Here is a 25,246-nt window from a genome sequence, read left to right on the forward strand (position 1 = left end):
GAAGCGCGAGAACGGGTCAACCCCGGCCCCCTCCCGACGGGGAACTGCCGCGCGCCCCTCCCCAAGGGACGCGCGGCAGTTCCGGGCCAGAGGCGGGCCCGGGAAGGGTTCAGCGGGTCTCGTCCGCCAGCTGCTGGAACTGTGCCCAGGTCAGTTTCGGCTCCCGCGGGTCCCACAGTTTCTGGGAGACCGCGTTGAGCGGCATCCGGATCCCTTCGGCGACCTGGGCCTGTGTCTGCGCGTTCGGCAGGTCGCCCCAGACCGCGAACCGGCCGCCCAGGATCTGCTTCGAGTAGCGCTCGGCCACCGGCTCGGTGCCGCGCAGGACGAACGGGGTCCACTGCTCGTAGATCCGCTCGCCGGTCGGATAGACGAAGTCGTTGGGCTCGCCGAGCACGTAATAGAGGAACTCGTCGTTGAGGTTGACCACCTTGCGGCCCTCGGCCAGATACTCCTGGGGCGGCCGGGCGCCGATCTCCTTGCCCGTCCAGTACTCGACCTCGATGCCCTTGTGTGCGGTGACCTGCCCGCCGCTGAAGAAGCCGTCGTTCCACGCCTTGGGGATCTTCTCCGCCTTGCGGATGACCGCGGCGCGATCGTTCAGCCAGCCCTCCGTGAGGTCCTGGACGGTGGCGCCGGCACCGTACTTCTCCCGCGCGGCCGCGGCGAGCTGCGGATAGGAGGCCTGTGGGCTGCTGACCGTGAGCGCCTGGTACTCGTCCGCCCCGACGTGGAACCAGTCGCCGGGGAAGAGCTCCGCGTACTCCTTCAGCAGGTCGTCGACGATCTTGGCCGACTCCGGCTGCGAGATGTCGATCGCGCCCTGCCTGGCCACGCCCTGCGTGTTGCGCAGCTGGAGGTCGGGGTGCGCGCGCAGGACGGCGCCGAGGTGTCCCGGGGAGTCGATCTCGCCGACCACCGTGATGTGGAGGCTCTGGGCGAGCTCGAGGATCCGGCGTACCTCGGCCTTGGTGAGGTGCTCCTCGGAGACCACCTCGGGGTGCGAGTCGGACTCGATCCGGAAGGCCTGGTCGTCGGAGAAGTGCAGACCCAGCTGGTTGAGCTTGAGGTCGCCCATCTCGCGCAGCCGGTCCTCGATCCAGTCCGCGGAGTAGTGCTTGCGGGCTATGTCGAGGTTGAGGCCCCGCTGGGGCCGGTCGGGGGTGTCGCGCACGACGCCCTCGGGCACGGTGTCGTCGGCGTTCAGCGACTGCTTGAGGGTCCGGGTCCCGTAGAAGACTCCCGCCTGGCCGGGGCCGCTGATCGTGACCCGGTTGTTCTCCGTCTTCAGGGTGTACGACTCCGGGTCGCCCTTGCCCTGGGCCGCGATCGCCAGTTCGACGTCACCGGACCGGGGGGACTTCTCGCCCCGGTAACCGATCTTCAGTTCCTTCGCGAGCAGCTTCGCCTCGTCGGCGAGCCCGGGGTCGGCGACGACGACGGTGCTGTCCTTGGCGGGCTTCCAGCCGGGCCCGCGTGCGGCGGTGTGCTCCCGGACGGCGGGTATCGTCCGCGGCGTCGTGGACAGGGGGTAGCTCCGGCTGGGCGAGGGTGAGGCGGAGGTGCGGGACGACGCCGACGCGCCGTTCCCCGCGCCGGGGCCGGAGTCCTCGGGCCAGACCACGACGGTGAGGGTGACGGCGGCTGCCACCGCGACGGCGGCGCCGGCCACCAGAGGTGCACGTGAGGGCGACATCGGTCAGAAACCTCCGGATCGGGGGAGAAACAATTCAAAGAAGATGAGAAAGCCGGGCATTTCCCCCGGTTTTTCGTCCATCAAGCGTTCCGAAACTCTCCCGTGCGGGTGAATTTCGCGCATCCTTCGCTTGCGCGCAGTTCCGTCTCGCTAGCGTGATGGAACACAGGAAACAGTCCTCACTCCCGCCCCGCGCAACCTCGCGGCTCTCAGATCCCTCTCCAGGGTCACAGATGTCATTCATTCGAGGAGTTCCGCTGTCCAGGCCCAGCGAGCCCCACGCCGACCTGCCGAAACCACCGCAGCAGGCCGTGCGGACGGCCGTACCCGTCCAGTACGGGGGCGCCGCCCCGACGCTTCGGGCGGCCCCGGTGGGCGTCCCCGTTCCGCAACCAGTGTCCGTGAGCACCCGCCCGAATGCCCACTCGAGCGGGCTGGCACGCTTCAACACGTGGCCCCGCGAGGCGGCCGAAGCCGCTCTGCTGGAGTGCTGCGGCAGCCGCCGCTGGGCGCACCGGATGGCCGCTCACCGCCCCTACCCCGACCTGGACACGCTGCTGGCCGCGTCCGACGAGGCAGGCTACGACCTCGCGCCCGCCGATCTCACCGAGGCGCTTGCCGCGGAGTACGCCCCAGGTCTGCACCACGACGCGCCCCGCGCCGCCCATCTGGCGCTGCGCGCCGCGCACGCCGCGTACGAGAGCCGGTTCGGCCACGCCTTCGTGATCTGCCTCGACGGCCTGCACGCATCGCAGCACGTCGACCAGGTCCTGGCCGCCATCCGCACCCGTCTGGCGCACGAACCGGACGAGGAGCGGTCCCTGACCGCGGAGGAGATGCGCCGACTCGCCCGGGGCCGCATCATCGACCTGGTGACGGAGGCGGGCCTGGCGCCAGGGGCGTTCCCCCCGGTGGCATATGACCCCCGGTAGCCCGTCCGTGCCAGTTTGACTGCCGCTTTGATCACACCGGAGCCCCCGCCGCCATGGAACCGACAAAGCGTCGCTACGATGGCCAGGGCCGGTGGACCGTACCCGGCCGGGTCAGACCGACAGTCAAGCCGGCGGCCCCAATCCCCGCTCCCGGAGGGTTCTTCCGTGCCGGCTGGAACGCTGTACCGCGGCCGGGAAGGCATGTGGTCCTGGGTGGCTCATCGAGTCACCGGTGTCCTCATTTTCTTCTTCCTGTTCGTACACGTCCTGGACACCGCTCTCGTGCGTGTCTCCCCCGAGGCGTACGACGACGTCGTGGCCACCTACAAGACCCCGCTCGTCGCGCTCCTCGAGTACGGCCTGGTGGCCGCAATCCTCTTCCACGCGCTGAACGGTCTCCGGATCGTCGCCGTGGACTTCTGGGCCAAGGGCCCGCGCTACCAGAAGCAGATGCTCTGGACCGTCCTGGGTATCTGGATCGTGCTGATGGTCGGGGCCCTGTACCCCGTCCTCGGTCACGCCGTACGCGAAGTCTTCGGGAGCTGACGCCGATGTCCACCGAGACACCTTCTTCTTCCGCGATCGGTGACGTCGAGGGCGTGAGCCTCTACGACGTCGACAACCCGGCCCCGGTGATCGAGCCCCCGCGCAAGCGCACGGGCAAGACCCCCAAGGGTTCGCGCACGAACTTCGAGATGTACGCCTGGCTCTTCATGCGCCTGTCGGGCATCGTGCTGGTCGTCCTCGTCATCGGTCACCTGCTGATCCAGCTGGTGCTCGACGGCGGCGTGTCCAAGATCGGCTTCGCCTTCGTCGCGGGCCGCTGGGCCTCGCCGTTCTGGCAGGTCTGGGACCTGGCGATGCTGTGGCTCGCCATGCTGCACGGCGCCAACGGCCTCCGTACGGTCATCAACGACTACGCCGAACGGGACAACACCCGCTTCTGGCTGAAGATGCTCCTGTACACCGCCACGGTGTTCACCGTCCTGCTGGGCACGCTGGTGATCTTCACCTTCGACCCGAACATCCGCTAGGCGCCGGGACAGAGGGACCAGAGGAAAACCATGCAGATCCACAAGTACGACACCGTCATCGTCGGCGCCGGCGGCGCCGGTATGCGCGCGGCCATCGAGTCGACCAAGCGCAGCCGCACCGCCGTGCTGACGAAGCTCTACCCCACCCGCTCCCACACGGGCGCCGCGCAGGGCGGCATGGCCGCCGCGCTCGCCAACGTGGAAGAGGACAACTGGGAGTGGCACACCTTCGACACGATCAAGGGCGGCGACTACCTGGTCGACCAGGACGCCGCCGAGATCCTGGCGAAGGAGGCCATCGACGCGGTCCTCGACCTCGAGAAGATGGGCCTGCCGTTCGGCCGTACACCCGAGGGCAAGATCGACCAGCGCCGCTTCGGCGGTCACTCCCGCAACCACGGTGAGGCCCCGGTCCGTCGCGCCTGCTACTCGGGCGACCGCACCGGCCACATGATCCTCCAGACGCTGTACCAGAACTGCGTCAAGGAAGGCGTGGAGTTCTTCAACGAGTTCTACGTCCTGGACCAGCTGGTCGTCGAGGAGAACGGCGTCAGGAAGTCCGCCGGCGTCGTCGCCTACGAGCTGGCCACCGGCGAGATCCACGTCTTCCAGGCGAAGTCGGTCATCTACGCCTCGGGCGGCACCGGCAAGTTCTTCAAGGTGACGTCGAACGCCCACACCCTGACCGGTGACGGACAGGCTGCCTGCTACCGCCGGGGTCTGCCGCTGGAGGACATGGAGTTCTTCCAGTTCCACCCGACGGGCATCTGGCGCATGGGCATCCTGTTGACGGAGGGCGCCCGTGGTGAGGGCGGCATCCTCCGCAACAAGGACGGCGAGCGCTTCATGGAGAAGTACGCGCCGGTCATGAAGGACCTCGCGTCCCGTGACGTCGTGTCCCGCTCCATCTACACGGAGATCCGCGAGGGCCGCGGTTGCGGTCCCGAGGGCGACCACGTCTACCTCGACCTCACGCACCTCCCGCCGGAGCAGCTGGACGCGAAGCTCCCGGACATCACCGAGTTCGCGCGTACGTACCTCGGCATCGAGCCCTACACGGACCCGATCCCGATCCAGCCGACCGCGCACTACGCCATGGGCGGCATCCCGACCAACGTCCAGGGTGAGGTGCTGGCCGACAACACCACCGTCGTCCCGGGCCTGTACGCCGCCGGCGAGGTCGCCTGTGTCTCCGTGCACGGCGCCAACCGCCTGGGCACGAACTCGCTGCTCGACATCAACGTCTTCGGACGCCGCTCGGGCATCGCCGCCGCCGAGTACTCCGCGAAGAACGACTTCGTCGAGCTTCCCGAGAACCCGGCCCAGCTGGTCGTCGACCAGGTCGAGCGGCTGCGCAACTCCACCGGCACGGAGCGCGTCGCCGCGCTCCGCCTGGAGCTGCAGGAGTGCATGGACGCCAACGTGATGGTGTTCCGCACCGAGCAGACGATCAAGACCGCGGTCGACAAGATCGCCGAGCTCCGGGCGCGCTACCTCAACGTGTCCATCCAGGACAAGGGCAAGCGGTTCAACACCGACCTGCTGGAGGCCGTCGAGCTGGGCAACCTGCTCGACCTGGCCGAGGTCATGGCGACCTCCGCGCTGGCCCGCAAGGAGTCCCGCGGCGGTCACTACCGCGAGGACTTCCCGAACCGCGACGACGTCAACTTCATGCGCCACACCATGGCGTACCGCGAGGTCGCGGACGACGGCACCGAGTCGATCCGGCTCGACTACAAGCCGGTCGTCACGACCCGCTACCAGCCGATGGAGCGTAAGTACTGATGGCAACCCCCACCCTGGAGAAGTCGGGCAAGGCCCCCGAGCCCGAGGCCGGCTTCGCCGACACCCCGTACATCACGGCGACGTTCCGGATCCGCCGCTTCAACCCCGAGGTCTCCGACGAGGTCGAGTGGCAGGACTTCCAGATCTCGATCGACCCGAAGGAGCGTGTGCTCGACGCCCTTCACAAGATCAAGTGGGAGATGGACGGAACCCTGACGTTCCGCCGCTCCTGCGCGCACGGCATCTGCGGCTCCGACGCGATGCGGATCAACGGCAAGAACAGGCTCGCCTGCAAGACGCTGATCAAGGACATCAACCCGGACAAGCCGATCACGGTCGAGGCCATCAAGGGCCTCACGGTCCTGAAGGACCTCGTGGTCGACATGGACCCGTTCTTCCAGGCCTACCGCGACGTCATGCCGTTCCTCGTCACCAAGGGCAACGAGCCGACGCGCGAGCGCCTGCAGTCCCCCGAGGACCGCGAGCGCTTCGACGACACCACCAAGTGCATCCTGTGCGCCGCGTGCACGTCCTCGTGCCCGGTGTTCTGGAACGACGGCCAGTACTTCGGCCCGGCGGCGATCGTCAACGCGCACCGCTTCATCTTCGACTCGCGCGACGAGGCCGGTGAGCAGCGTCTGGAGATCCTCAACGACCGTGACGGTGTGTGGCGTTGCCGCACGACGTTCAACTGCACGGACGCCTGCCCGCGTGGCATCGAGGTCACCAAGGCGATCCAGGAAGTGAAGCGCGCGCTCATCACCCGTCGCTTCTGACCCACGCGTTGATCCGAAAGGCCCCGCTTCGCACACGGACCGTGCGCGAAGCGGGGCCTCTTCGTGCATCGGGCGGTCCGGGACGGTACGGTCATGCGGAGCCGGTGACCGGCTCGCCTCTCCCGAAGCAGCACAGCACGGGAGCAGATGGCTTGATGGAGAACGGGGAACGTCGTGAGCGATCCGAATCCGTATGCGGACGACTCATACAAGTGGGGCCCGCCCCAGTCACAGGGCAATCCGCCCACCATGCCGGACGGTCAGGGCTACGGCTATCCGGCACCCGGCGCCCCGCCCGCGTACGGCTACCCGCAGCCACTGCCCGAGGGTGCGGCGCAGCCGGGCCCCGGATACGGGTATCCGGGGCCCGGCCAGCCCACGGAGACCGGCTTCAACCTGCCGGTGCAGCACGGTGGCGGCGGAGTGCCGATGCTCTCGCTCGGTGACATCACGGTGATGAACGACAGCATCGTGACCCCGTCCGGCACCCTGCCGCTGAAGGGCGCCGTGTGGACGGCGACCGACATGTCGCGCACGGAGGAGAAGATCCCGACCGTGGGCGTCGTGCTGGCGATCGTCTTCGCGCTGTTCTGCCTCATCGGTCTGCTGTTCCTCCTGATGAAGGAGAAGCGCACGACCGGCTTCGTGCAGATCACCGTCACCAGCGGCGGGCGGCACCACCAGACGATGATCCCCGCGACGGCCCCGGAGACTTTCCAGTGGGTCATGTCCCAGGTCAACACAGCCCGTTCGATGAGCGCCTGAGACCGGGCACGGCCTCCTCATGGCCCGCTTCGGCCACACGGTCACCGTCACACCCCTGGACCGCGCCTGGTTCGAGGAGTGCGCACGGTTCGCCCTGGACACCTCCGAGTCCACACGGACGCGCCGCGGCGGCGACATCGTGCTGGGCGAGGGCGGGCCGTCGGTCCCCGGCATACGCCTGCTGAAGGGCCGTCATCTGCGCGCGGGGGCCCGGTACGAGATCACCTCGGACGCCGACGAGACGGCCGACACCCCCGGCGTGAGCTCCGTGCACGACCTGGTCGTGATGACCGTACGGGACTGGCGGCGCTCCACCGCGATCGCCGTCGAGCTCCGCATGGACTCCGCCGACCTGGCCGTGCGGCTGGCCGGGCGGCTGCGCACCCCGGACCGGCCCGGGACGCTGGACCTGGGCTTCGACGTGCGCAATCCCGTCGGAGGCCCACTGCAACGCTCCTCCGGCCGGGCGAGGCTCGACCTGGCCGCCTGGTGGGCGGCCGCGGCGGCCCGTGCCGGATCCCTCCCGCCGGCCCGCGCTCCGCTCACGGTCCGCGCCAAGCACCGGTTGGGACGCGCGCGCCTCACCGTCACGCCGCGCCCGGCCGCCGACGGCTCCTGGGAGATCGGCGTCACGCTGACCGTGCGCGGGCGGTCGCTGCTGCGGCCGGTGGCGGCGCTCGCGCTGTTCTTCGGGCAGGTGCCACTGAGGCGCGCCTTCCGCTCCGGGGTCGACCAGGCTGCCGCGGGGTGGAACGAGGCGCTGGCCTCCGCCCCGCTGCCCGACCCGGACGAACTGCGGGCCGAGCTCGTCAAGGCCCTCACCGGCTGATTGCGCGTCACCCCCTCCCGCACCGGCGGCGATCCAGCGTTCCGGCATGCGCCGGGACGCCACTTGAACATGTTCAAAGACAGGCATACAGTCATGGCATCAGGATTTTGAACACGTTCAAGGGAGGGTGGGGCATGGACCTCACTGTGCTCGCCTACGTCATCTACCTGCTCATCAGCGTCGCGCTCACCATCTGGGTCGCCCGCACGCTCAGCCGCAACGGCAAGGTCTTCCTCGCCGACGTGCTCCACGGGAACGACAAGCTCGCGGACGCCGTGAACCACCTGCTGGTGGTCGGCTTCTACCTGGTCAACCTGGGCTTCGTGACCCTCTACCTGAAGAACGCCGACGGGGTCGCCGACGCCCGGCAGCTCTTCGAGGCGCTGTCGGTGAAGATCGGGGTCGTCCTGCTGGTCCTCGGCGTGATGCACCTGGGCAACGTCTACGTGCTCAACAAGATCCGCCGCCGCGGACTGATGGAGCGCGAGCAGACCCCGCCCGTGCCGCCGCAGGGCTGGGCCGGCCCCGGGAACCAGGGCCCCTGGGCGGCACCCGCCACCGGAAGGTGAGCGGGCCGTGGCGGACACCCAGAACGCCCTGGACACCCTGGACACCCAGAACACCCGGGACGCTCAGAACCGCGACGCGGACGGCCTCGCGCAGGGCCGCGCGCCCGCCCCGTACCCGCCGGTCACCCGGCTCACGGTGCTCTACGACGACGGGTGCCCGCTCTGCGTCCATCTGCGCCACTGGCTGCGGAAGCAGCGCCAGCTCGTACCGCTCGATCTCGTCCCGGCCGGTGGCCGGGAGGCGAGGGACCGCTTCCCCACGCTCGACCACGCGGCGACACTGGAGGAGATCACGGTGGTCGGGGACCGGGGGCAGGTCTACCGGGGGACGGCGGCCTGGATCGTCTGCCTCTGGGCCCTGGCCGAACACCGGCCCCGGGCCCACTGGCTGACCACTCCCCTGGGCCGTCCTTTCGCCCGTGCCACGGTGCTCGCCGCGGCGAAGTACCGGTCCGTCACGGCGGAGCCGTGCGGCTCCGCCGACGGCGCCTGCCGACTGCCGGATCCTGCGGGCGGAACTCCCGGATAGCCTGGGGACCGTGGTGAAGGAAGAGAAGAACGTGGCTGACGCGAACGTGGCGAAGCCGGCCGGAGCAGGCAGGACCGACAGGTCCGCCAAAGCCCCGAAGAGCGAGCAGACCCGCACGCTGATCCTGGAGACCGCGCTCCGGCTGTTCGAGGAGCGGGGGTACGACCGTACGACGATGCGGGCCGTCGCCCAGGAGGCCGGCGTCTCCGTCGGGAACGCCTACTACTACTTCTCCTCGAAGGAGCACCTGGTCCAGGGTTTCTACGACCGGATCGCCGCCGAGCACGAGGCAGCGGTCCGGCCGGTCCTGGCGGGCGACGCGGATCTCGGTGTACGCATCCGCGGTGTGCTGCTCTGCTGGCTGGACGTGGCCGAGCAGTACCACCGCTTCGCCGCCCAGTTCTTCAAGAACGCCGCCGACCCGGACAGCCCGCTCTCCCCCTTCTCGGAGGAGTCCGTGGCCGCCCGCGAGGCCGCGATCTCGGTGCACGAACGGTGTCTGGCCGGATCCAGCACCAAGCACGACCCGGAACTGGCCGAGCTCCTGCCGCAGTTGATGTGGCTCATGCAGATGGGGCTGGTGCTGTTCTGGGTCTACGACCGGACCGAGGGCGCCGAACGCAGCCGGCGGCTCGTCGAGCGCACCGCGCCGATCGCCGCACGGGCGATCGCTCTCTCCCGCTTCCGGGTGCTGCGACCGCTCGTACGGCAAGTCAGCGACGTCCTGGTGGAATTCATGCCCGGCGCAGCGAAACGACCGGAACGGGGTGCGCCCGGCGCCTCGGACGCGCCCGACTCCCCGGACACGCCCGGCGCCTCGGACATCAGATCCAGCTGAGTTCCCACAGCCGCCAGATTCCCGTGCCGTCGGAGAGGTACTGGGATCCGGACACGGACTGCTTGCTGACGACGTAGTCCTTCTTCTGCCACAGAGGGATCAGCGGAACGTCCTCGCCGACCAGCTGCTGCAGTTCCTTGAAGTCGGCGGAGGTCCGGCCGCGGTCGCTGTACTGCTGGGTGGCCGCGATCAGCGCGTCCATCCTCTCGCTGGTGTAGCCGTTGTGGAGGGAGTTCTCCCGGCCGACCAGCGGCTGGCTGAAGGTGTCGGGGTCCGGGAAGTCGGGAAGCCAGCCGATGGTGTACACGTCGTACTTTCCGGCCGCGTAGCCCTTCTGGAAGGCCTGCCACTCCACGGCCTTCTCCGTGACCTCGAACAGCCCGTCCTTCTCGAGCTGGCGGACCAGCTCGGCGGACTCCTCCTTGTTGGCGTCGTCGTCGCGGTGGGCGAAGGTGATGCGCATCGGAAGATCCACGCCCGCCTCCTCCATCAGCGCCCTGGCCCGCTTCGGGTCCGACTGCGGATACGAGTCGAAGAAGGGGGTGCTGTGTCCGATGTAACCCTGCGGGATCAGCGAGTAGAGCGGCTCGACGGTGTTCCGGTAGGCCTTGGTGACCAGCGGTCCCCGGTCGATGATCCAGGCGACGGCCTGGCGGACCTTCCTGTCCGCGAGCGGCGCGCCGTCGCGGACGTTGAAGACGAGGTTGCGGATCTCGGCGCTGTCCGCCTCGGTCACGCGCTGTTCACCGGCGCCCGGGTCGAGCTCGGCCAGCTGCTCGGCCGGGAGCTGGCGGTGCGTGACATCGACGTCTCCGGCCGCCCACGCGGCCTGGAGCGCCTCGGACCCGTCGAAGTACCGGATGCCGACCGCGACACCCGTCTTCTTCAGCGCGCCCCGGTACGCCGGGTTGGGCACCAGTTCGGCGGCGACCCCGGGCTCGTAGGACTTCAGGGTGTACGGGCCCGAGCCGTCGACCTGGTCGTCCGTGCGGAGCCTGTCCTTCGGGTACTGGTCCGGGTCGACGATGGATCCGGCGCCCGTGGCGAGCTTCTGGGGGAACGTCGCGTCCCGGGCCGAGAGGTTGAAGGTGATCGTGCGGCCTTCGGACACGATGGTGTCGAGGCCGGGGAACAGCACCGAGGGGCCGACGTCCGCCTTGATCCTGAGCATGCGCTCGAAGGAGTACTCGACGTCCGAGGCCGTGATCTTGCGGCCGTTCGAGAAGGTCAGGTCGTCGCGCAGCCTGCACTGGTACGTCTGGAGCTTCTGGCCGATGAAGCCGCAGCTCTCGGCCGCGTCCGGTTCCGGCACGACCGCCCCGGGCCTGAAGGTCATCAGCGACTGGTAGAGGTTGCTGTAGATCGCCCAGGAACCGGCGTCGTACGCGCCCGCCGGGTCGAGCGAGGTGACCTCGTCGGACGTGCCGAGCCTGATCGGGGACTCGTTCACCTCGTCCGAGGGGAGCAGTTGCCAGGCGCCTGCTCCCACGACGACCAGTACCGCCAGAATCGCGAGAATCCTCAGACGGATGAAGCGCATGTGCCGTGCTCCCTTGCCAGCCCCACCCCGGCTCGCGTGCACAGAGAGGCACATCACCGCCGCATGTTCACCCTCACCCAATCACACGATATTCACATTTGGAAGGCTGGTCATGAGGCTCACAGGTTTCGGGGTCAGGCCTGCAGGGAAGCGAGTTCCACCACGGTGATGTCGGAGGGGGCGCCGACGCGCACGGGCGGCCCCCAGGCCCCCGCACCACGCGAGACGTACAACTGCGTGTCGCCGTAGCGCTCGTAGCCGGCGACGGTCGGGTTGGCGAGCTCGGCCACCAGGTTCCCGGGCCAGAGCTGGCCCCCGTGGGTGTGGCCGGAGAGCTGCAGACCGACGCCGTACGCGACGGCGTCGTCGATGACGACGGGCTGGTGCGCGAGGAGGACCGAGGCCCGGCTGCGGTCGCGGTCGCCGAGCGCGCGGGCGAAGTCGGGGCCCTGGCCCTCGCTCTCGCCGGCGACGTCGTTGACTCCGGCGAGGTCGAAGCCGGCGATCTCGACGCGGGCGTTCTCCAACGGGTGCAGACCCAGCTCGCGTACGTGGTCGACCCACTCCGCGGCGCCGGAGAAGTACTCGTGGTTCCCGGTGACGAAGAAGCTGCCGTGGCGGGCCTGGAGCCCGGCCAGCGGCTCGGCCGCGCTACCGAGATCGGCGACGGACCCGTCGACGAGGTCTCCGACGACGGCGACCAGGTCCGGACCGGTGGCGTTGATCGCCTCCACGATCCGCCGGGTGTGGGCGCGGCCCAGGATGGGGCCGATGTGGATGTCGCTCACCATGGCGATCCGGAAGCCGTGGGCGGATCGCGGCAGTCCGGCGAGCGGGATGGTGATCCGCTTGGTGCTGGGGCCGCGCAGCACCCCGTAGGTGCCGTGACCGACGGTGCCGAGACCGGCGAGGGCGGCCGCTCCGCCGACGGCTCGGGCGACGAAGAGCCGGCGCGAAGGGTCGGCGACGGTCGGTGCGGGGGTCTCGGCGCGCGGCGCGAGGTCCGTGAGGGCGCTGCCGCCGCCCGCCGCGGAGGCGGGTTCGGCGGCTGTCGCGGTGACCACGCCGGACTGCCGGGCGGCCGGCACGCTCTCCTGCTCCGTGTGCTCGGCGGTGGCGGCAGGCCCGTCAGCGGTCACCGTGGCCGTGTCCGCGTGGCCGGTGCCGACGGCTCCGGCCCGGCGGGCGAGGATCCTGCGCAGGAGGGGACGGACGCCCTCCCCCACCAGCAGGGCCAGCGTCAGATAGAGCAGGGCGGCCAGCCACAGATAGCCCGGCCAGGCCAGCGCCTGCTGCAGCGGGAAGGGGAAGCCGGCACGGCTGGAGACGAAGGCGCCGACGGTCAGCAGCGGCAGCACGAAGGCCGCGACGGTGCCCGCGCGGCGCGCGAAGCCGCCCTTCCGTGTCGTGTCGCCGATCAGCCGGCGCCACACATAGCGGTGGACGCCCGCGAGCAGCGCGACAACCGCGACCGCCACGACTACGAAGACCACAAACACGTACGCTCCCCCGCTGAAACGATGCTGTCCGGACGGCGGCCCCCGCCGTCACGTCATCTGCTTTCGTGACGCAAAGCCCTGACACCACGGAACCCGATGACCCCTACAGCCGTCCCCAGAAGAAACGAGGTGATGGCGAGCAGGAGATGGACCCAGAAGTACGCAGTCGGGTCGCCCGCGTCGTCGAACGCGAGCCCGCTGCCGTCCTTCCAGAGATTCTTGACAAAGGTGACCCAGATGACCCAGCTCCACGCTCCGAAGACGAGCAGGAACCAGGAGACGGGGCGGCTGAGCTTCATGGAATCAGTATCGCCGCCGCGCTCCTCGTCGATCGCCCGGGGTGGGCTGTCCCGGCGGTATGCACGGCGGGTCAGGCCATCCGGGTCCCCATCCTCAGTGACGCCCTGTACGTTTCCGACCGTGCCTGCTCTGAAAAAGACCGTACTGACGGTCCTCTCTGCCGCGTTGCTGTCCGTATCTGCCGTCTGTCCTGCCGGGGCGGCCGACAAGGACAAGACCGAAGACAAACAGCCGAAGCCGACCGGTCCGATGTCGACCGTGGGCGGCGAGCGGCTGGGGGAGATCGGCACGCAGGTCGACCTGGGACCGGGCGCTCCGGTGCTGCCGAAGGACCTCAGCGCACGGTCGTGGATCGTCGCCGACGCGGAGAACGGAGAGGTGCTCGCGTCGCACAACGCGCACTGGCGGCTGCCGCCCGCGTCCACCCTGAAGATGCTCTTCGCCGACACGGTCCTGCCCGCCCTGCAGCCGAAGTCCATGACGCATCTGGTGACCGAGGACGAGCTCGCCGACATCGGCGAGGGCAGCAGCCTGGTGGGCGTCAAGGAGGACCACTCCTACACGGTCCACGACCTGTGGCTCGGCGTGTTCCTGCGTTCCGGCAACGACGCGGTGCACGTGCTGTCCGAGATGTACGGCGGTGTGCCCGCGACGGTCGCCGCCATGCAGCGCCACGCCGAGGAGCTCCAGGCCCTGGACACGACGGTGATCTCACCCGACGGCTACGACGCCCCGCACCAGGTCTCCAGCGCGTACGACCTGACGCTGTTCGCCCGGAGCGGGATGCAGAAGGCGGACTTCCGTGAGTACGCCGCGACGGCGACGGCGGAGTTCCCCGGCGAGCAGAAGAAGGGCAAGAAGCGGAAGAGCTTCGAGATCCAGAACACCAACCGGCTGATCACCGGTGACATCGGGGTGGACCCGTACAAGGGCATCGCGGGCGTCAAGAACGGCTACACGACCCAGGCCGGCAACACCTTCACGGGGATCGCCGAACGCGACGGGAAAGTGCTGCTGGTGACGGTCATGCACCCCTCGGCCGACGAGAGCCACGCCGTCTACAAGGAGGCGGCGCACCTCCTCGACTGGGGCTTCTCCGCCGGCGGCAAGGTGACCCCGGTCGGTGAGCTGGTAGCGCCGAGGTCCGCCGTGGCCGCCAAGGGCTCGGAACCGGCGGCGGGCGCCGGCAAGGCCGGGAAGAAGCACGCGGCCGCGGCGACCGCGACGTCCCCGGCCGGCTCCGGCGGGGCCTGGACGGCCCTGTCGGTCGTCGGCGGTGTGCTGGTGGTCCTGGCGGCCGGAGTGTTCCTGGTCAACCGGCGGTGGCCGCTGCCGGCCCTGGCGCGTCGCCTCCCCCGTCGCTGACGTCCACGCCCTCCCCGTCCACCGCGCCCTTCTCCTCGTCCTTGCTCGGCGTCGCCGTCCAGGCGGCGCAGACGAGGAGGAGCTTCGCGCTGAAGTTGATCCAGAGGAGGAGCGCGATGGGCACGCCGAAGGCGCCGTACATGCTCTTCGACGCGACGTCCCGGATGTAGCTGCCGAGCAGCAGCTTCAGCAGTTCGAAGCCCACTGCGCCGACCAGCCCCGCCACGATCAGCCGTCGGCGCGGCGGCTCGACCCCGGGCAGCAGGGTCAGCAGGTAGAGCAGGATCAGGAAGTCGGCGAGGACCGCCACGGCCACGGCGGCCACCTGGAGCAGCACCCCGCCCACGCCGTTCTCGGGGATGCCCAGACGGTCGACCGTCCAGCCGATGGCCGTGGAGGCGACGGTGGACACGGCGAGCGTCACGAGCACCGCTCCGCCGAGGCCGACCAGCAGACCGGCGTCCTTGAGTTTGCGGAGGACAGGATTGCCCTCGTCCACGTCGTCCCTCTCCCACACCGCGCGCAGGCAGTCCCGCATCGAGCCGATCCAGCCGATGCCGGTGAAGAGCAGCAGCACACCGGCCACGAGCCCCACCGTGCCCGCGTGTGCCACGAGGTTGTCGATGCCGAGCTGGTCCGAGATGCCTGGCACCTGGTCGGCGAGCTTCTCCTTGATCCTGTCGAGCTGATCGGGCGTGAGCAGCGCGGCACCGATGGCGGCCCCGACCGCGATCAGCGGGAAGAGGGCCAGGAAGCTGAGGAAGGTGATCGCCGCGGCGAGCCTGGTCCAGTGGACCCGGTCCAGCGTCTCGTAGGAGCGCCAGGCGTGCGTCTCCATCAGCCGTGCGACGAGCGGCCCGATGCCGGGGAGGTTCTTCAGCCAGTCCATGACGTACGCGTACCCTTCCCGGCGCAGAAAACCGATGCGAGCGTCCTCCCGCATCATCAATCACCCATTTCGGTGAGTCATGTAACGAATCCCTCAAAAGGGTTTTCGTGGGCGATAACGTCACGATCATGTCTGTCGGCATGGTGTCCGGCCCGGCTCGGGCCCCGAGCGGGGCCGGCGCGGCGGGAGGCCTCCCCGTCCGGCGCAGGGACCTCCCCGTCCGGGCTGTCCCGCCGCGTCGCGCTCCGGGACCGCGCCGCCGCACCTCTCAGTCATCCCGCTAGGAGTTATCCCGTGAAGGACGCCTTCGGTGCCCCGCAGTCCCTGCTCGTCCTCGGCGGCACCTCGGAGATCGGCCTGGCCACCGCGCGGCGGCTGATCGCCCGCCGCACCAGGACCGTCCGGCTGGCCGGGAGGCCCTCGCCCGCCCTGGAACGGGCCGCGGCCGAACTGCGTGAGCTGGGCGCCGACGTCCGTACCGTCTCCTTCGACGCGCTCGACTCCGTCTCCCACGAGGAGGTGCTCGGGAAGCTCTTCGCCGAGGAGGACATCGACATGGTGCTCATGGCCTTCGGCGTCCTGGGCGACCAGGCCCGCGACGAGGAGGAGCCGCTGTCCGCGGTCCGGGTCGCGCAGACCAACTACACGGGGGCGGTATCCGCCGGCCTGGTGTGCGCCGGCGCGCTTCAGGCGCAGGGCCATGGATCGCTGGTGGTGCTCTCCTCGGTGGCCGGCGAACGCGCCCGGCGCGCCGATTTCATCTACGGCTCGAGCAAGGCGGGGCTGGACGCCTTCGCGCAGGGGCTCGGCGACGCGCTGCACGGCACGGGGGTGCATGTGATGGTCGTGCGTCCCGGCTTCGTACGGTCGCGGATGACGGCAGGGCGCGAGGAGGCTCCGCTGGCCACGACCCCGGGGGCCGTCGCCGACGCCATCGTGACGGGGCTGGGGCGGCGCTCGGAGACGGTGTGGGTGCCGGGGGCGCTGCGGGTGGTGATGTCGGCCCTGCGGCACGTACCGCGTCCGCTGTTCCGACGGCTGCCGGTGCGGTAGGGCTTGGCGCGGGTCGGTGTCAGGCCCGGGGGTGTGCCGGGTCCGGGTCCGTGTCAGGCCCGGGTCTGTGTCAGGCCCGGGTCTGTGTCAGGCCCGGGTCTGTGTCAGGCCCGGGTCTGTGTCAGGCCCGGGTCTGTGTCAGGCCCGGGAGGTGCCGAACTCAGGGGCGCAGGGACGGCTGGTCCGTGGAGCTGCCGCCCTGTGCGGGTACGGCGGGCGCGCTCCCGCCCCCACCGAACGGGAACTCGTTGATCTTGCGCCAGACGCTGTCCTCGCCCTGTTCGTACAGTGCGAAGGAACCGCAGGTCCAGGCCGCCTCGTACGACGAGAGCTCCTCGTACGCGCGGTCCATGGCCTCCTCCGCGATGCCGTGCGCCACGGTCACGTGCGGGTGGTACGGGAACTGCAGCTCGCGCACCAGGGGCCCGGATGCCTCCCGGACCCGCCTCTGGAGCCAGGAGCAGGCCGAGGCGCCCTCGACGACCTGGACGTAGACGACCGGTGAGAGCGGGCGGAAGGTGCCCGTACCGGACAGCCGCATCGGGAAGGGGCGGCCGGCCGTGGCGATCTGGGAGAGGTGGGTCTCGATCGCCGGCAGGTCGGCCGCCTCGGCCTCGGTCGGCGGAAGAAGGGTGACATGCGTGGGGATGCCGTACGCGGCAGGGTCCCCGAAGCTCGCGCGCCGCTCCTGGAGCAGGCTGCCGTACGGCTCCGGGACCGCGATCGAAACGCCGAGCGTTACGGTCCCCACGTCGTTCTCCTCAATCCTCGAAGGTCGTTCTTCGGTCGTGCCGACGCCAGTGTGGCCCCTTCGGCCCTGGTCTCGCCAGGGTCCTTGGACTCAGTGCTTCGCGGGCAGAAGACCCATCCGGTCGTAGGTCTGCGCGAGCGTCTCGGCCGCGACGGTCCTGGCCTTCTCCGCTCCCTTGGCCAGAAGGGCGTCCAGGGTCTCCGGATCGTCCAGGTACTCCTGGGTGCGGGTCCGGAACGGGGTGACGAACTCCACCATGACCTCGGCGAGGTCGGTCTTGAGCGCGCCGTAGCCCTTGCCCTCGTACTTCTGTTCCAGATCCGTGACCGCGGTACCGGTGAGGGTGGAGTAGATGCTCAGCAGGTTGCTGACACCGGGCTTCTTCTCCGTGTCGTAGCGGATCACGGTGTCCGTGTCGGTGACCGCGCTCCTGACCTTCTTGGCGGTGGCCTTCGGGTCGTCGAGGAGGTTGATCAGCCCCTTCGGCGAGGACGCCGACTTGCTCATCTTGATCGCCGGGTCCTGCAGGTCGAAGATCTTCGCCGTCTCCTTGAGGATGTACGGCGCCGGGATCGTGAACGTCTGCCCGAAGCGGCCGTTGAACCGCTCGGCGAGGTCCCGGGTGAGCTCGATGTGCTGGCGCTGGTCCTCGCCGACCGGGACCTGGTCCGCCTGGTACAGCAGGATGTCGGCGACCTGGAGGACCGGGTAGGTGAAGAGGCCCACGGTCGCCCGGTCGGCACCCTGCTTGGCGGACTTGTCCTTGAACTGCGTCATACGGGACGCCTCGCCGAAGCCGGTGAGGCAGTTCATGATCCAGCCCAGCTGGGCGTGTTCGGGGACGTGGCTCTGCACGAAGAGCGTGCACCGCTCCGGGTCGAGCCCGGCCGCCAGCAACTGGGCCGCGGCGAGCCGGGTGTTGGCGCGGAGTTCCTTCGGGTCCTGCGGCACGGTGATCGCATGCAGGTCCACGACCATGTAGAAGGCGTCGTGGGACTCCTGCAGCGCCACCCACTGGCGGACCGCGCCGAGGTAGTTGCCTAGGTGGAACGAGCCTGCGGTGGGCTGGATTCCGGAGAGCACGCGGGGTCGGTCAGAGGCCATGACCTCATTGTCTCAGGTGTGGAACCGATCTCCGGCAACCGGTGTAGGAAAGATGTGAGGACGCGGGAAGGGGCATCGCGGCCGGGCCCGGAGAAGGGCCGCAGCATCGACGACGAGGGCGGGAGCGGCGCTGTCGGGCGAGCCGGAGGGCTGCCCGCAGGCCATGACGACAGCGAGGGGGTGGTGATCGCTCGTGTGCGCGCCGGGGACACGGAGGCATACGCGCAGCTCGTGCGCTCCCACACGGGGGTAGCGCTGCGGGCGGCGGTGGCCTTCGGAGCGGGGGCGGACGCCGAGGACGTGGTGCAGTCCGCCTTCTTCAAGGCGTATCAGGCGCTGGGGCGTTTCCGGGACGGCGCGCCCTTCAGGCCGTGGCTGCTGCGCATCGTGATGAATGAGACGAGAAACACGGTCCGCTCGGCAGGGCGTGCGCGGGCGGTGGCGGGCCGTGACGCCTGTTCCCGGGGGGTGGATCCGGTGATACCCGATTCTGCGGACCCGGCCGCGGCGGCCCTCGCCCGGGAGCGCGGGACGCTGCTGACCGCCGCGCTGGAGGAGCTGAGCGAGGAGCAGCGCCAGGTGGTGACCTGCCGCTATCTGCTGGAGATGGACGAGGCGGAGACGGCTCAGGCTCTCGGCTGGCCCCGGGGGACGGTGAAGTCCCGGCTCAATCGCGCGCTGAGGAAGCTGGAGCGGCGGCTCGGCGGCCAGCTGGGTCCGGAGCGGGACGGGCGGGACGGGCGGGACGAACGGAAGGAGGGCGGACGCGGTGCGCGGAACGACGGACGGCGATGACCCGGAGCGCCCCGGGCCGGGACGGGACGGGCCGGAGCGCCCCGGGCCGGAACGGGACGGGCCGCGGGAGCGGGACGGGACGCGGGAGCGGCTGCGGGCGGAGCTGATGGCGCTGTGCGACGGGCTGGACGTGCCGGACACCGACGGCGCGACGATGGCCGAGCGGGTCCTGGAGCAGATCATCGCGGGAGCGGTGCCCGTGCCGGTGTCCGTGCTCGTTCCGGAGCCCGCGGGCCGCCTGGAGCGGGTCCGCGCGTGGTGGCTGAGCCGGAAGGACGGGCCGCGCTCTCCGGGGCGCTCGGCCTGACGGGCAGACCGGGCGTGGCCGGGGAGCGCCACGCCCGCCCCCGAGCCGCGGGAACGGCGGCAGAGCGGGTGGCGGCCCCTGCGGCCGCGAGGCGCGCCGCGCGCCGAAGGTTTCCCCGTGCCGGATCCGACCGACGATACAAAGTGGGCACGACCCCCGCCCACGCCGCACGACGAACGGAGATCCCGTGTCGACCACGGAAACCGCCATCGCCTCCGCAGAGGCGCACAGCGCGCACAACTACCACCCGTTGCCGGTCGTCGTCGCCTCGGCGGACGGCGCCTGGATGACCGATGTCGAGGGCCGGCGTTACCTCGACATGCTGGCCGGCTACTCGGCGCTCAACTTCGGGCACGGCAACCGACGGCTGATCGACGCGGCCAAGGCTCAGCTCGAACGCGTGACGCTGACCTCGCGTGCCTTTCACCACGACCGGTTCGCCGACTTCTGCACCCAACTCACCGAGCTCTGCGGCATGGAGATGGTCCTCCCCATGAACACCGGGGCGGAGGCGGTGGAGACGGCGGTGAAGACGGCCCGCAAGTGGGGCTATCGCGTCAAGGGCGTACCGGACGGGATGGCGAAGATCATCGTCGCCGCGGACAACTTCCACGGCAGGACGACGACGATCGTCAGCTTCTCCACGGACCACGAGGCACGGGCGGACTTCGGTCCGTACACACCGGGGTTCGAGATCGTTCCGTACGGGGATCTCACCGCGCTCGCCGAGGCCATGACGGAGAACACCGTCGCGGTGCTGATGGAGCCGATCCAGGGCGAGGCCGGGGTGCTGGTTCCGCCGCCCGGCTATCTCGCCGGGGTACGGGAGATGACACGGGAGCGGAACGTCCTGTTCATCGCGGACGAGATCCAGTCGGGTCTGGGCCGTACGGGCCGGACCTTCGCGTGTGAGCACGAGGGTGTCGTGCCCGACATGTACGTGCTGGGCAAGGCGCTCGGAGGTGGCGTCGTGCCCGTCTCCGCCGTCGTGTCGTCCGCCGCGGTCCTCGGTGTCCACCGGCCGGGCGAGCACGGATCGACGTTCGGCGGGAATCCGCTGGCCTGTGCGGTCGCGCTGGAGGTGATCGCGATGCTGCGCACCGGCGAGTTCCAGCAGAGGGCCGCGGAGCTGGGCGACCATCTCCACCACGAGCTGGGGCTGCTGACCGGCGGCGGGGCGGTGCAGGCCGTGCGGGGACGAGGTCTGTGGGCGGGGGTCGACATCTCTCCGGCGCTCGGTACGGGCCGGGAGATCTCGGAGAAGCTGATGGACCGCGGGGTCCTCGTCAAAGACACCCACGGCTCCACGATCCGGATCGCCCCGCCCCTGGTGATCAGCAAGGAGGACCTGGACTGGGGCCTCGACCAGCTCCGCGGCGTACTGGCCGGCTGAATCCACGCCGACTGAATCCAGGCCGGCCGAGCCCCCGGCGGCGGGGCCCGGCCGGCGGCTCAGAGGATGACGTGGGGCAGGAAGCGGGCGTACTCGTCGGTGATCAGCCCCGCCGATTCCCGGATGCCGAGCCCGGCGGACTCGTTCTCGACCACCCAGGCCCCGAGCACCACACGGTTGCCGGCGAAGTCGGGAAGGGGCGCCAGTTCCTGGTAGCAGCAGGGTTCGTCGCGCAGCAGCGGAGCGCTGCCCGGTTCGTGGACGGTGACCCCGGCGCCCTCACGGCCGAGCAGCGGCTTGGCGACGTAACCCGGCCCGCCGGTCCCGGCCAGTTCGCGGGGGCCGTCGAGATAGGCGGGGAGGAGGTTGGGGTGCCCGGGGTACAGCTCCCAGAGGACGGCGAGCAGAGCCTTGTTGGAGAGGAGCATCTTCCAGGCCGGTTCGATCCAGCAGGTGCTGCCGGTGCCCCCGCCGTTGTCGAGGGTGGCCAGCACGTGCGGCCCGAAGCGGTCCGTCGTCAGCCATTCCCACGGATACAGCTTGAAGCAGCTGCGGATGAAGCGGAGCCGCTCGTCGACGAAGCGGTGGGACAGCTGGTCCCAGCCGATCCGCTCGACGGAGAGCGCCTCGGTGTCGATCCCGGCCTGCGCGGCGGTCTCCCGCAGATACGCCACCGTCATCAGGTCCTCGCCCAGCTCGTCGCCGTCGGAGTGGGCGAAGTGCAGGGGGCCCGGCGGCAGCAGCGGGGCCTGCCGCTTCCACGCGTCGACGAGACGCTCGTGCAGGGAGTTCCACTGGTCGGCCCCGGGGAAGCGGTCCTCCATCCAGAACCACTGGGGGCTGGCGGCCTCCACGAGCGAGGTGGGGGTGTCCGCGTTGTACTCGAGCATCTTGGCCGGACCGGTCCCGTCGTACCGCAGGTCGAACCTGCCGTACAGGGACGGGAGTTCGGCACGGCGCCGCCAGGACTCGGCGATCAGGCCCGCCAGCCGCGGGTCGGTGATGCCGAGATCGGCGAAGCGGTCGTGCTCGACGATGTGCGCGGCGGCCGCGAGACACATCGTGTGGAGTTCCTCCACGACCTCTTCCAGCGCCTCGACCTCCGGCAGTGAGAAGACGTAGTAGGCGCTCTCGTCCCAGTACGGGCGCAGGGATCCGTCCGGGTACCGGGTCAGGGGATAGATCAGCCCCTGCTCCTCGACGGTCTCCTGCCAGCCGGGACGCGGTTCCGTGGTGCGGCGTTCCATGGAGGTCTCAGCCGCCGCTGGAGCCGGAGGAGCCGAATCCGTCGCGCTCGACCGCCGACTTGGTGAAACTGCCGCCGGACATCCGGTTGTTGTGGCTGCTGCCGCCGTAGTAGTACGTACCGCTGCCGTTGCTGTCCTCGCATTCGTAGCTCGGCAGGATCTCCTGGGTCACCGGGTCGACGCACCGCTCGTCCGGTTCCGAACTGCACGCCGTGAGCGTCGCCGCGAGTACTCCCATGCCGCCGAGCACGACGGTGCTCGACCTCAGCCTGCGCCTGTTCATTTTCTCCCCCGTCGTGCCCATGAGCCGGTGCCCGCCCAGCGGCGAACTGTCAGTCAGATTAGATGCATGGCTCTCGTGGCCGAAACCCGGTGCCGCCCACTCCCCCCGCATGCTCCGGAAGCCCGTTCACGGGAGCACGCGGCAGAGCGCGTCCAGTGCCCCGGCCCAACCGCTCTCCGAAGGCGTGCCGTAGCCGATGACCAGCCCGTCGCGGCCCGGCTCCGCCTCCCGGTGCCGGAAGCGCGAGAGCCGCTCCAGCGCGAGCCCTTGCCAGGCGGCCGCCTGGACGACCGGCTGCTCGGCCCCCTCGGGGAGCTCGAGCACCGCGTGCAGGCCCGCCGCGATGCCGCTCACCCGGATGTCCGGCGCCCGTTCGCCGAGCGCCTCGACGAGCTGGTCGCGGCGGCGCCGGTAGCGCAACCGCATGGCCCGCACATGCCGGTCGTACGCCCCGGACGTGATGAACTCCGCGAGCGTCAGCTGGTCCGGCGCCCCGGACATCCAGTCGAAACCGCCCTTCGCGTCGCAGACCTCGTCCACCAGTCCTTCCGGCAGCACCATCCAGGCCAGCCGCAGCCCGGGCGCCAGCGACTTGCTGGCCGTCCCCATGTAGACGACCCGTTCCGGGTCCAGCCCCTGCAGCGCGCCCACCGGCTGGCGGTCGTAGCGGAACTCGCCGTCGTAGTCGTCCTCGAGGATCAGACCGCCCGAGGAGCGGGCCCAGTCGACCGCCGCCGCACGCCGGTCGGGATGGAGTGGGACGCCCGTGGGGAACTGGTGGGCGGGAGTCAGCAGCACCGCGCCCACGCCCGGTGTCCCGCCCAGCGCCCCGGCCCCGGCTCCGAGCCCGTCCACCGGCAGGCACGGGGTGCGCAGGCCCGCCCCGTTCAGGATGTCCCAGTGGATGTCCAGGCCGTACGACTCGACGGCCACCCCCCGCACCTTGTGGCGCCGCAGCACCTTCCCCATCAGCGTGAGCCCGTGGACGAACCCTGAGCAGATCACGATGCGTTCGGGGTCCGCGTACACCCCGCGCGCCCGGGCCAGGTAGTCCGCGAGCGCCCTTCGCAGCTCGATGCGGCCCCGCGGATCGTCGTAGCCGAAGGCCGCGTCGGGAGCGGCGGTGAGGGCGCGCCTGGCCGCCCTCAGCCACTCCGCCCGCGGGAAGGACGACAGGTCCGGTGACCCCGGCAGCAGATTGTGCGCGGGCCTCCGGTCGACGCGGCGGCCCCTGGCCCCCCGGGCAGCCGGCCCGGGCGGGGCGGCGCGCTGCGCGACCCTGGTCCCCGAACCCTGCCGCGCGGTGAGCCAGCCCTCGGCGACAAGCTCGGCGTAGGCATCGGCGACGGTGTTGCGGGCGATCCCGAGATCCACGGCGAGCGTACGGGAGGAGGGCAGCCGGGTGCCGGGGATCAGCCGTCCGGTGCGTACGGCCTCCCGCAACGCCTTCGTGAGCCCGCTGCGCAGGCCCGCCCCGACCGGTTCGATGTGCAGGTCCGCACCGAAAGCGGCCCAGGAATCCGTCATGGAAATGGACCATACCGCTGCGCCATCCAGCCGTTAGTTTCACCATCATGACCACGCACACGCATCACCACACGCCCGCCGGCAACGCCCCCGAGCACCCCGCCCGTCTGCAGTGGGCCCAGCTCGCGCCCGACGTCTACAAGGCGATGGTCCGGCTGGACACCGCTTCCCGTAAGGGACTCGACCCGACGCTGCTCGAACTGGTGAAGATCCGCACCTCGCAGCTCAACCGCTGCGCCTTCTGCCTGGACATGCACTCGAAGGACGCCCTCGCCGCGGGCGAGTCCGTCGAGCGGATCATCCAGCTCAGCGCCTGGGAGGAGTCGCAGCACTTCTACACGGAGAAGGAACTCGCGGCGATCCGGCTGACGGAGGCGGTGACGGTCCTGACCGACGGTTTCGTGCCGGACGAGGTCTACGCGAAGGCCGCCGAGCACTTCGAGGAGGCCGAACTCGCCCAGCTCATCGCCTCGATCACCGTGATCAACGCGTGGAACCGCTTCGGGGTGACCGCCCGGCTGACCCCGGGGCATTACACACCCGGCGACATCAAGCACTGAACCCGCCGGGGTACCGGGGCGAGGGTCCTCCCCCGCCCGGGCCCCCGACCCCACGCCCCTCCACCCCGGAGCCCCGATGAACGAGCCCGCGTCCGTCTTCCGAGCCCTGCACCACGGCCGCGCTCCGGCCGACCCGCTCGTACTTCCCGGCCCGTGGGACGCCGCGAGCGCGCGGGTGTTCGAGGACGCCGGGTTCCCCGCCCTGGCCACCCCGAGCGCGGGCGTCGCCGCCTCTCTCGGTCACGCCGACGGGCGGACACCCGCCGCCGAGATGTTCGCGGCGGTGGGCCGGATCGTACGTGCGGTGTCCGTTCCGGTGTCGGCGGACATCGAGTCGGGTTACGGCCTGGCCCCGGCCGAACTCGTCGAGCGCCTCCTGGAGGCCGGAGCGGCCGGCTGCAATCTGGAGGACTCGGCCGACGGCGTCCTCGTCGACCCGCGGCGGCAGGCCGACCGGCTCGCGGAGGTGCGCGCCGTAGCCGGCGACCGTCTCTTCGTCAACGCCCGCGTCGACACGTACGTCCACGGGGACCCGGACACCGTGGCTGTGGTCGAGGAGACGGTGGCCCGCGCCCGGCTCTACGCCGAAGCCGGTGCGGACTGCGTCTATCCGATCATGGCCCCGGCCGAGGACCTTCCCCGTCTGGCCGGGGCGGTCACGGTCCCGCTCAACGCCCTCGGCGCACCGGACGGCCCGTCCGCCGTGCGCCGGCTCGGCGAGCTGGGCGCGGCCCGGATCACCTTCGGCCCCCAGCTGCAGCGCAGGGCCGCGGACGCCGTGCGCGAGCTCGCGGACCGGCTTCTCGGCCGCTGACCGCACACGGGAGGGCGCCCCCGGGCCCCCCACGGGGGCCCGGGGGGGCCCCCCCGGGCGGCGGGG

The 25,246-nt window shown here is 70.4% G+C and carries 27 protein-coding genes; 17 read left to right on the top strand and 10 right to left on the bottom strand.

Annotated elements, in window-relative coordinates:
- Nucleotides 1-109: 109 nt before the first annotated feature.
- Entirely contained in the window at nucleotides 110-1,696 is a 1,587-nt protein-coding gene (locus ABZ441_RS05660; RefSeq protein ID WP_358968778.1) for a family 20 glycosylhydrolase, read from the bottom strand.
- Between the two features lie 401 nt (nucleotides 1,697-2,097).
- Between ABZ441_RS05660 and ABZ441_RS05665 the strand changes: the two genes are divergently transcribed.
- From ABZ441_RS05665 to ABZ441_RS05710, 10 genes are all read left to right on the top strand, one after another.
- Nucleotides 2,098-2,628 carry a 2-oxo-4-hydroxy-4-carboxy-5-ureidoimidazoline decarboxylase gene (locus ABZ441_RS05665; RefSeq protein ID WP_358968780.1) on the top strand — a complete coding sequence of 177 codons (531 nt, stop codon included), beginning with the start codon at nucleotides 2,098-2,100 and terminating at the stop codon, nucleotides 2,626-2,628.
- Between the two features lie 165 nt (nucleotides 2,629-2,793).
- Nucleotides 2,794-3,174 carry a succinate dehydrogenase, cytochrome b556 subunit gene (sdhC, locus tag ABZ441_RS05670; protein ID WP_014154475.1) on the top strand — a complete coding sequence of 127 codons (381 nt, stop codon included), beginning with the start codon at nucleotides 2,794-2,796 and terminating at the stop codon, nucleotides 3,172-3,174.
- Between the two features lie 5 nt (nucleotides 3,175-3,179).
- Nucleotides 3,180-3,662, top strand: a complete 483-nt coding sequence (locus tag ABZ441_RS05675) for a succinate dehydrogenase hydrophobic membrane anchor subunit (protein ID WP_205018456.1) — start codon at nucleotides 3,180-3,182, stop codon at nucleotides 3,660-3,662.
- Between the two features lie 30 nt (nucleotides 3,663-3,692).
- Nucleotides 3,693-5,447: a succinate dehydrogenase flavoprotein subunit gene (gene sdhA / locus ABZ441_RS05680; protein WP_358968781.1), complete on the top strand. Its 1,755-nt coding sequence runs from the start codon at nucleotides 3,693-3,695 to the stop codon at nucleotides 5,445-5,447.
- Entirely contained in the window at nucleotides 5,447-6,223 is a 777-nt protein-coding gene (locus ABZ441_RS05685) for a succinate dehydrogenase iron-sulfur subunit (protein WP_358968783.1), read from the top strand. Before sdhA ends, ABZ441_RS05685 begins: the two co-directional genes overlap by 1 nt.
- Before the next feature lie 174 nt (nucleotides 6,224-6,397).
- Nucleotides 6,398-6,988, top strand: a complete 591-nt coding sequence (locus tag ABZ441_RS05690) for a hypothetical protein (protein WP_358968785.1) — start codon at nucleotides 6,398-6,400, stop codon at nucleotides 6,986-6,988.
- 19 nt (nucleotides 6,989-7,007) lie between these two features.
- A complete protein-coding gene (locus ABZ441_RS05695; protein ID WP_358968787.1) occupies nucleotides 7,008-7,817 on the top strand; it encodes a hypothetical protein in 810 nt (269 codons plus the stop codon).
- 134 nt (nucleotides 7,818-7,951) lie between these two features.
- Nucleotides 7,952-8,386, top strand: coding sequence for a hypothetical protein (locus tag ABZ441_RS05700; RefSeq protein WP_358968789.1), 435 nt, complete (start codon nucleotides 7,952-7,954; stop codon nucleotides 8,384-8,386).
- Nucleotides 8,387-8,522: 136 nt separating this feature from the next.
- The gene (locus tag ABZ441_RS05705) at nucleotides 8,523-8,915 is read left to right on the top strand and encodes a DCC1-like thiol-disulfide oxidoreductase family protein (RefSeq protein WP_358968827.1); all 393 of its coding nucleotides are present in this window, start codon (nucleotides 8,523-8,525) and stop codon (nucleotides 8,913-8,915) included.
- 46 nt (nucleotides 8,916-8,961) lie between these two features.
- Entirely contained in the window at nucleotides 8,962-9,753 is a 792-nt protein-coding gene (locus ABZ441_RS05710) for a TetR family transcriptional regulator (protein WP_358968828.1), read from the top strand.
- On the opposite strand, the gene ABZ441_RS05715 is transcribed toward ABZ441_RS05710, so the two are convergent.
- The 3 genes from ABZ441_RS05715 to ABZ441_RS05725 form a co-directional block, all read right to left on the bottom strand.
- Nucleotides 9,740-11,293, bottom strand: a complete 1,554-nt coding sequence (locus tag ABZ441_RS05715) for an ABC transporter substrate-binding protein (RefSeq protein ID WP_358968791.1) — start codon at nucleotides 11,291-11,293, stop codon at nucleotides 9,740-9,742. The genes ABZ441_RS05710 and ABZ441_RS05715 overlap by 14 nt on opposite strands.
- Before the next feature lie 134 nt (nucleotides 11,294-11,427).
- Nucleotides 11,428-12,786, bottom strand: coding sequence for a metallophosphoesterase (locus ABZ441_RS05720; protein ID WP_358968792.1), 1,359 nt, complete (start codon nucleotides 12,784-12,786; stop codon nucleotides 11,428-11,430).
- A 59-nt stretch (nucleotides 12,787-12,845) separates the two neighbouring features.
- Nucleotides 12,846-13,091, bottom strand: coding sequence for a hypothetical protein (locus tag ABZ441_RS05725; protein WP_358968793.1), 246 nt, complete (start codon nucleotides 13,089-13,091; stop codon nucleotides 12,846-12,848).
- Nucleotides 13,092-13,212: 121 nt separating this feature from the next.
- Between ABZ441_RS05725 and ABZ441_RS05730 the strand changes: the two genes are divergently transcribed.
- On the top strand, nucleotides 13,213-14,457 hold the full coding sequence (locus ABZ441_RS05730) for a D-alanyl-D-alanine carboxypeptidase (protein ID WP_358968794.1): 1,245 nt from the start codon (nucleotides 13,213-13,215) through the stop codon (nucleotides 14,455-14,457).
- Here the strand turns inward: ABZ441_RS05730 and ABZ441_RS05735 are convergent.
- Entirely contained in the window at nucleotides 14,405-15,346 is a 942-nt protein-coding gene (locus ABZ441_RS05735; protein WP_358968796.1) for a YihY/virulence factor BrkB family protein, read from the bottom strand. The two genes, ABZ441_RS05730 and ABZ441_RS05735, sit on opposite strands and share 53 nt — an antisense overlap.
- A 294-nt stretch (nucleotides 15,347-15,640) precedes the next feature.
- On the opposite strand from ABZ441_RS05735, the gene ABZ441_RS05740 reads away from it, so the two are divergent.
- Complete coding sequence (locus ABZ441_RS05740; protein WP_358968798.1) at nucleotides 15,641-16,399, top strand: decaprenylphospho-beta-D-erythro-pentofuranosid-2-ulose 2-reductase; 759 nt, start codon at nucleotides 15,641-15,643, stop codon at nucleotides 16,397-16,399.
- Between the two features lie 160 nt (nucleotides 16,400-16,559).
- Here ABZ441_RS05740 and ABZ441_RS05745 read toward each other — a convergent pair whose 3' ends face one another.
- Nucleotides 16,560-17,150, bottom strand: a complete 591-nt coding sequence (locus tag ABZ441_RS05745) for a 2'-5' RNA ligase family protein (protein ID WP_358968800.1) — start codon at nucleotides 17,148-17,150, stop codon at nucleotides 16,560-16,562.
- Nucleotides 17,151-17,240: 90 nt separating this feature from the next.
- The gene (trpS, locus tag ABZ441_RS05750) at nucleotides 17,241-18,254 is read right to left on the bottom strand and encodes a tryptophan--tRNA ligase (RefSeq protein ID WP_239579367.1); all 1,014 of its coding nucleotides are present in this window, start codon (nucleotides 18,252-18,254) and stop codon (nucleotides 17,241-17,243) included.
- A gap of 150 nt (nucleotides 18,255-18,404) precedes the next feature.
- On the opposite strand from trpS, the gene ABZ441_RS05755 reads away from it, so the two are divergent.
- The 3 genes from ABZ441_RS05755 (at nucleotide 18,405) to rocD (ending at nucleotide 20,749) form a co-directional block, all read left to right on the top strand.
- Nucleotides 18,405-19,049, top strand: coding sequence for a sigma-70 family RNA polymerase sigma factor (locus ABZ441_RS05755; RefSeq protein ID WP_358968830.1), 645 nt, complete (start codon nucleotides 18,405-18,407; stop codon nucleotides 19,047-19,049).
- A complete protein-coding gene (locus tag ABZ441_RS05760; protein ID WP_358968803.1) occupies nucleotides 19,024-19,356 on the top strand; it encodes a hypothetical protein in 333 nt (110 codons plus the stop codon). Before ABZ441_RS05755 ends, ABZ441_RS05760 begins: the two co-directional genes overlap by 26 nt.
- 187 nt (nucleotides 19,357-19,543) lie before the next feature.
- Complete coding sequence (rocD, locus tag ABZ441_RS05765; RefSeq protein ID WP_358968805.1) at nucleotides 19,544-20,749, top strand: ornithine--oxo-acid transaminase; 1,206 nt, start codon at nucleotides 19,544-19,546, stop codon at nucleotides 20,747-20,749.
- A 59-nt stretch (nucleotides 20,750-20,808) separates the two neighbouring features.
- On the opposite strand, the gene ABZ441_RS05770 is transcribed toward rocD, so the two are convergent.
- The 3 genes from ABZ441_RS05770 to ABZ441_RS05780 form a co-directional block, all read right to left on the bottom strand.
- Complete coding sequence (locus ABZ441_RS05770; RefSeq protein WP_358968806.1) at nucleotides 20,809-21,996, bottom strand: glutathionylspermidine synthase family protein; 1,188 nt, start codon at nucleotides 21,994-21,996, stop codon at nucleotides 20,809-20,811.
- Between the two features lie 7 nt (nucleotides 21,997-22,003).
- A complete protein-coding gene (locus tag ABZ441_RS05775; protein WP_358968808.1) occupies nucleotides 22,004-22,279 on the bottom strand; it encodes a hypothetical protein in 276 nt (91 codons plus the stop codon).
- 126 nt (nucleotides 22,280-22,405) lie between these two features.
- A complete protein-coding gene (locus tag ABZ441_RS05780) occupies nucleotides 22,406-23,806 on the bottom strand; it encodes a PLP-dependent aminotransferase family protein (protein WP_358968810.1) in 1,401 nt (466 codons plus the stop codon).
- Between the two features lie 47 nt (nucleotides 23,807-23,853).
- On the opposite strand from ABZ441_RS05780, the gene ABZ441_RS05785 reads away from it, so the two are divergent.
- Together ABZ441_RS05785 and ABZ441_RS05790 are read left to right on the top strand one after the other, a co-directional pair.
- Nucleotides 23,854-24,366 (top strand): carboxymuconolactone decarboxylase family protein, encoded by a 513-nt coding sequence (locus ABZ441_RS05785; protein ID WP_358968811.1) that lies wholly within the window; start codon nucleotides 23,854-23,856, stop codon nucleotides 24,364-24,366.
- A gap of 76 nt (nucleotides 24,367-24,442) precedes the next feature.
- Nucleotides 24,443-25,180 carry an isocitrate lyase/phosphoenolpyruvate mutase family protein gene (locus ABZ441_RS05790; protein WP_358968812.1) on the top strand — a complete coding sequence of 246 codons (738 nt, stop codon included), beginning with the start codon at nucleotides 24,443-24,445 and terminating at the stop codon, nucleotides 25,178-25,180.
- Nucleotides 25,181-25,246 lie beyond the last annotated feature (66 nt).

This window comes from Streptomyces sp. NPDC005752 (genome assembly GCF_040630715.1).
In the GTDB taxonomy this organism is placed as follows: Bacteria; Actinomycetota; Actinomycetes; order Streptomycetales; family Streptomycetaceae; genus Streptomyces.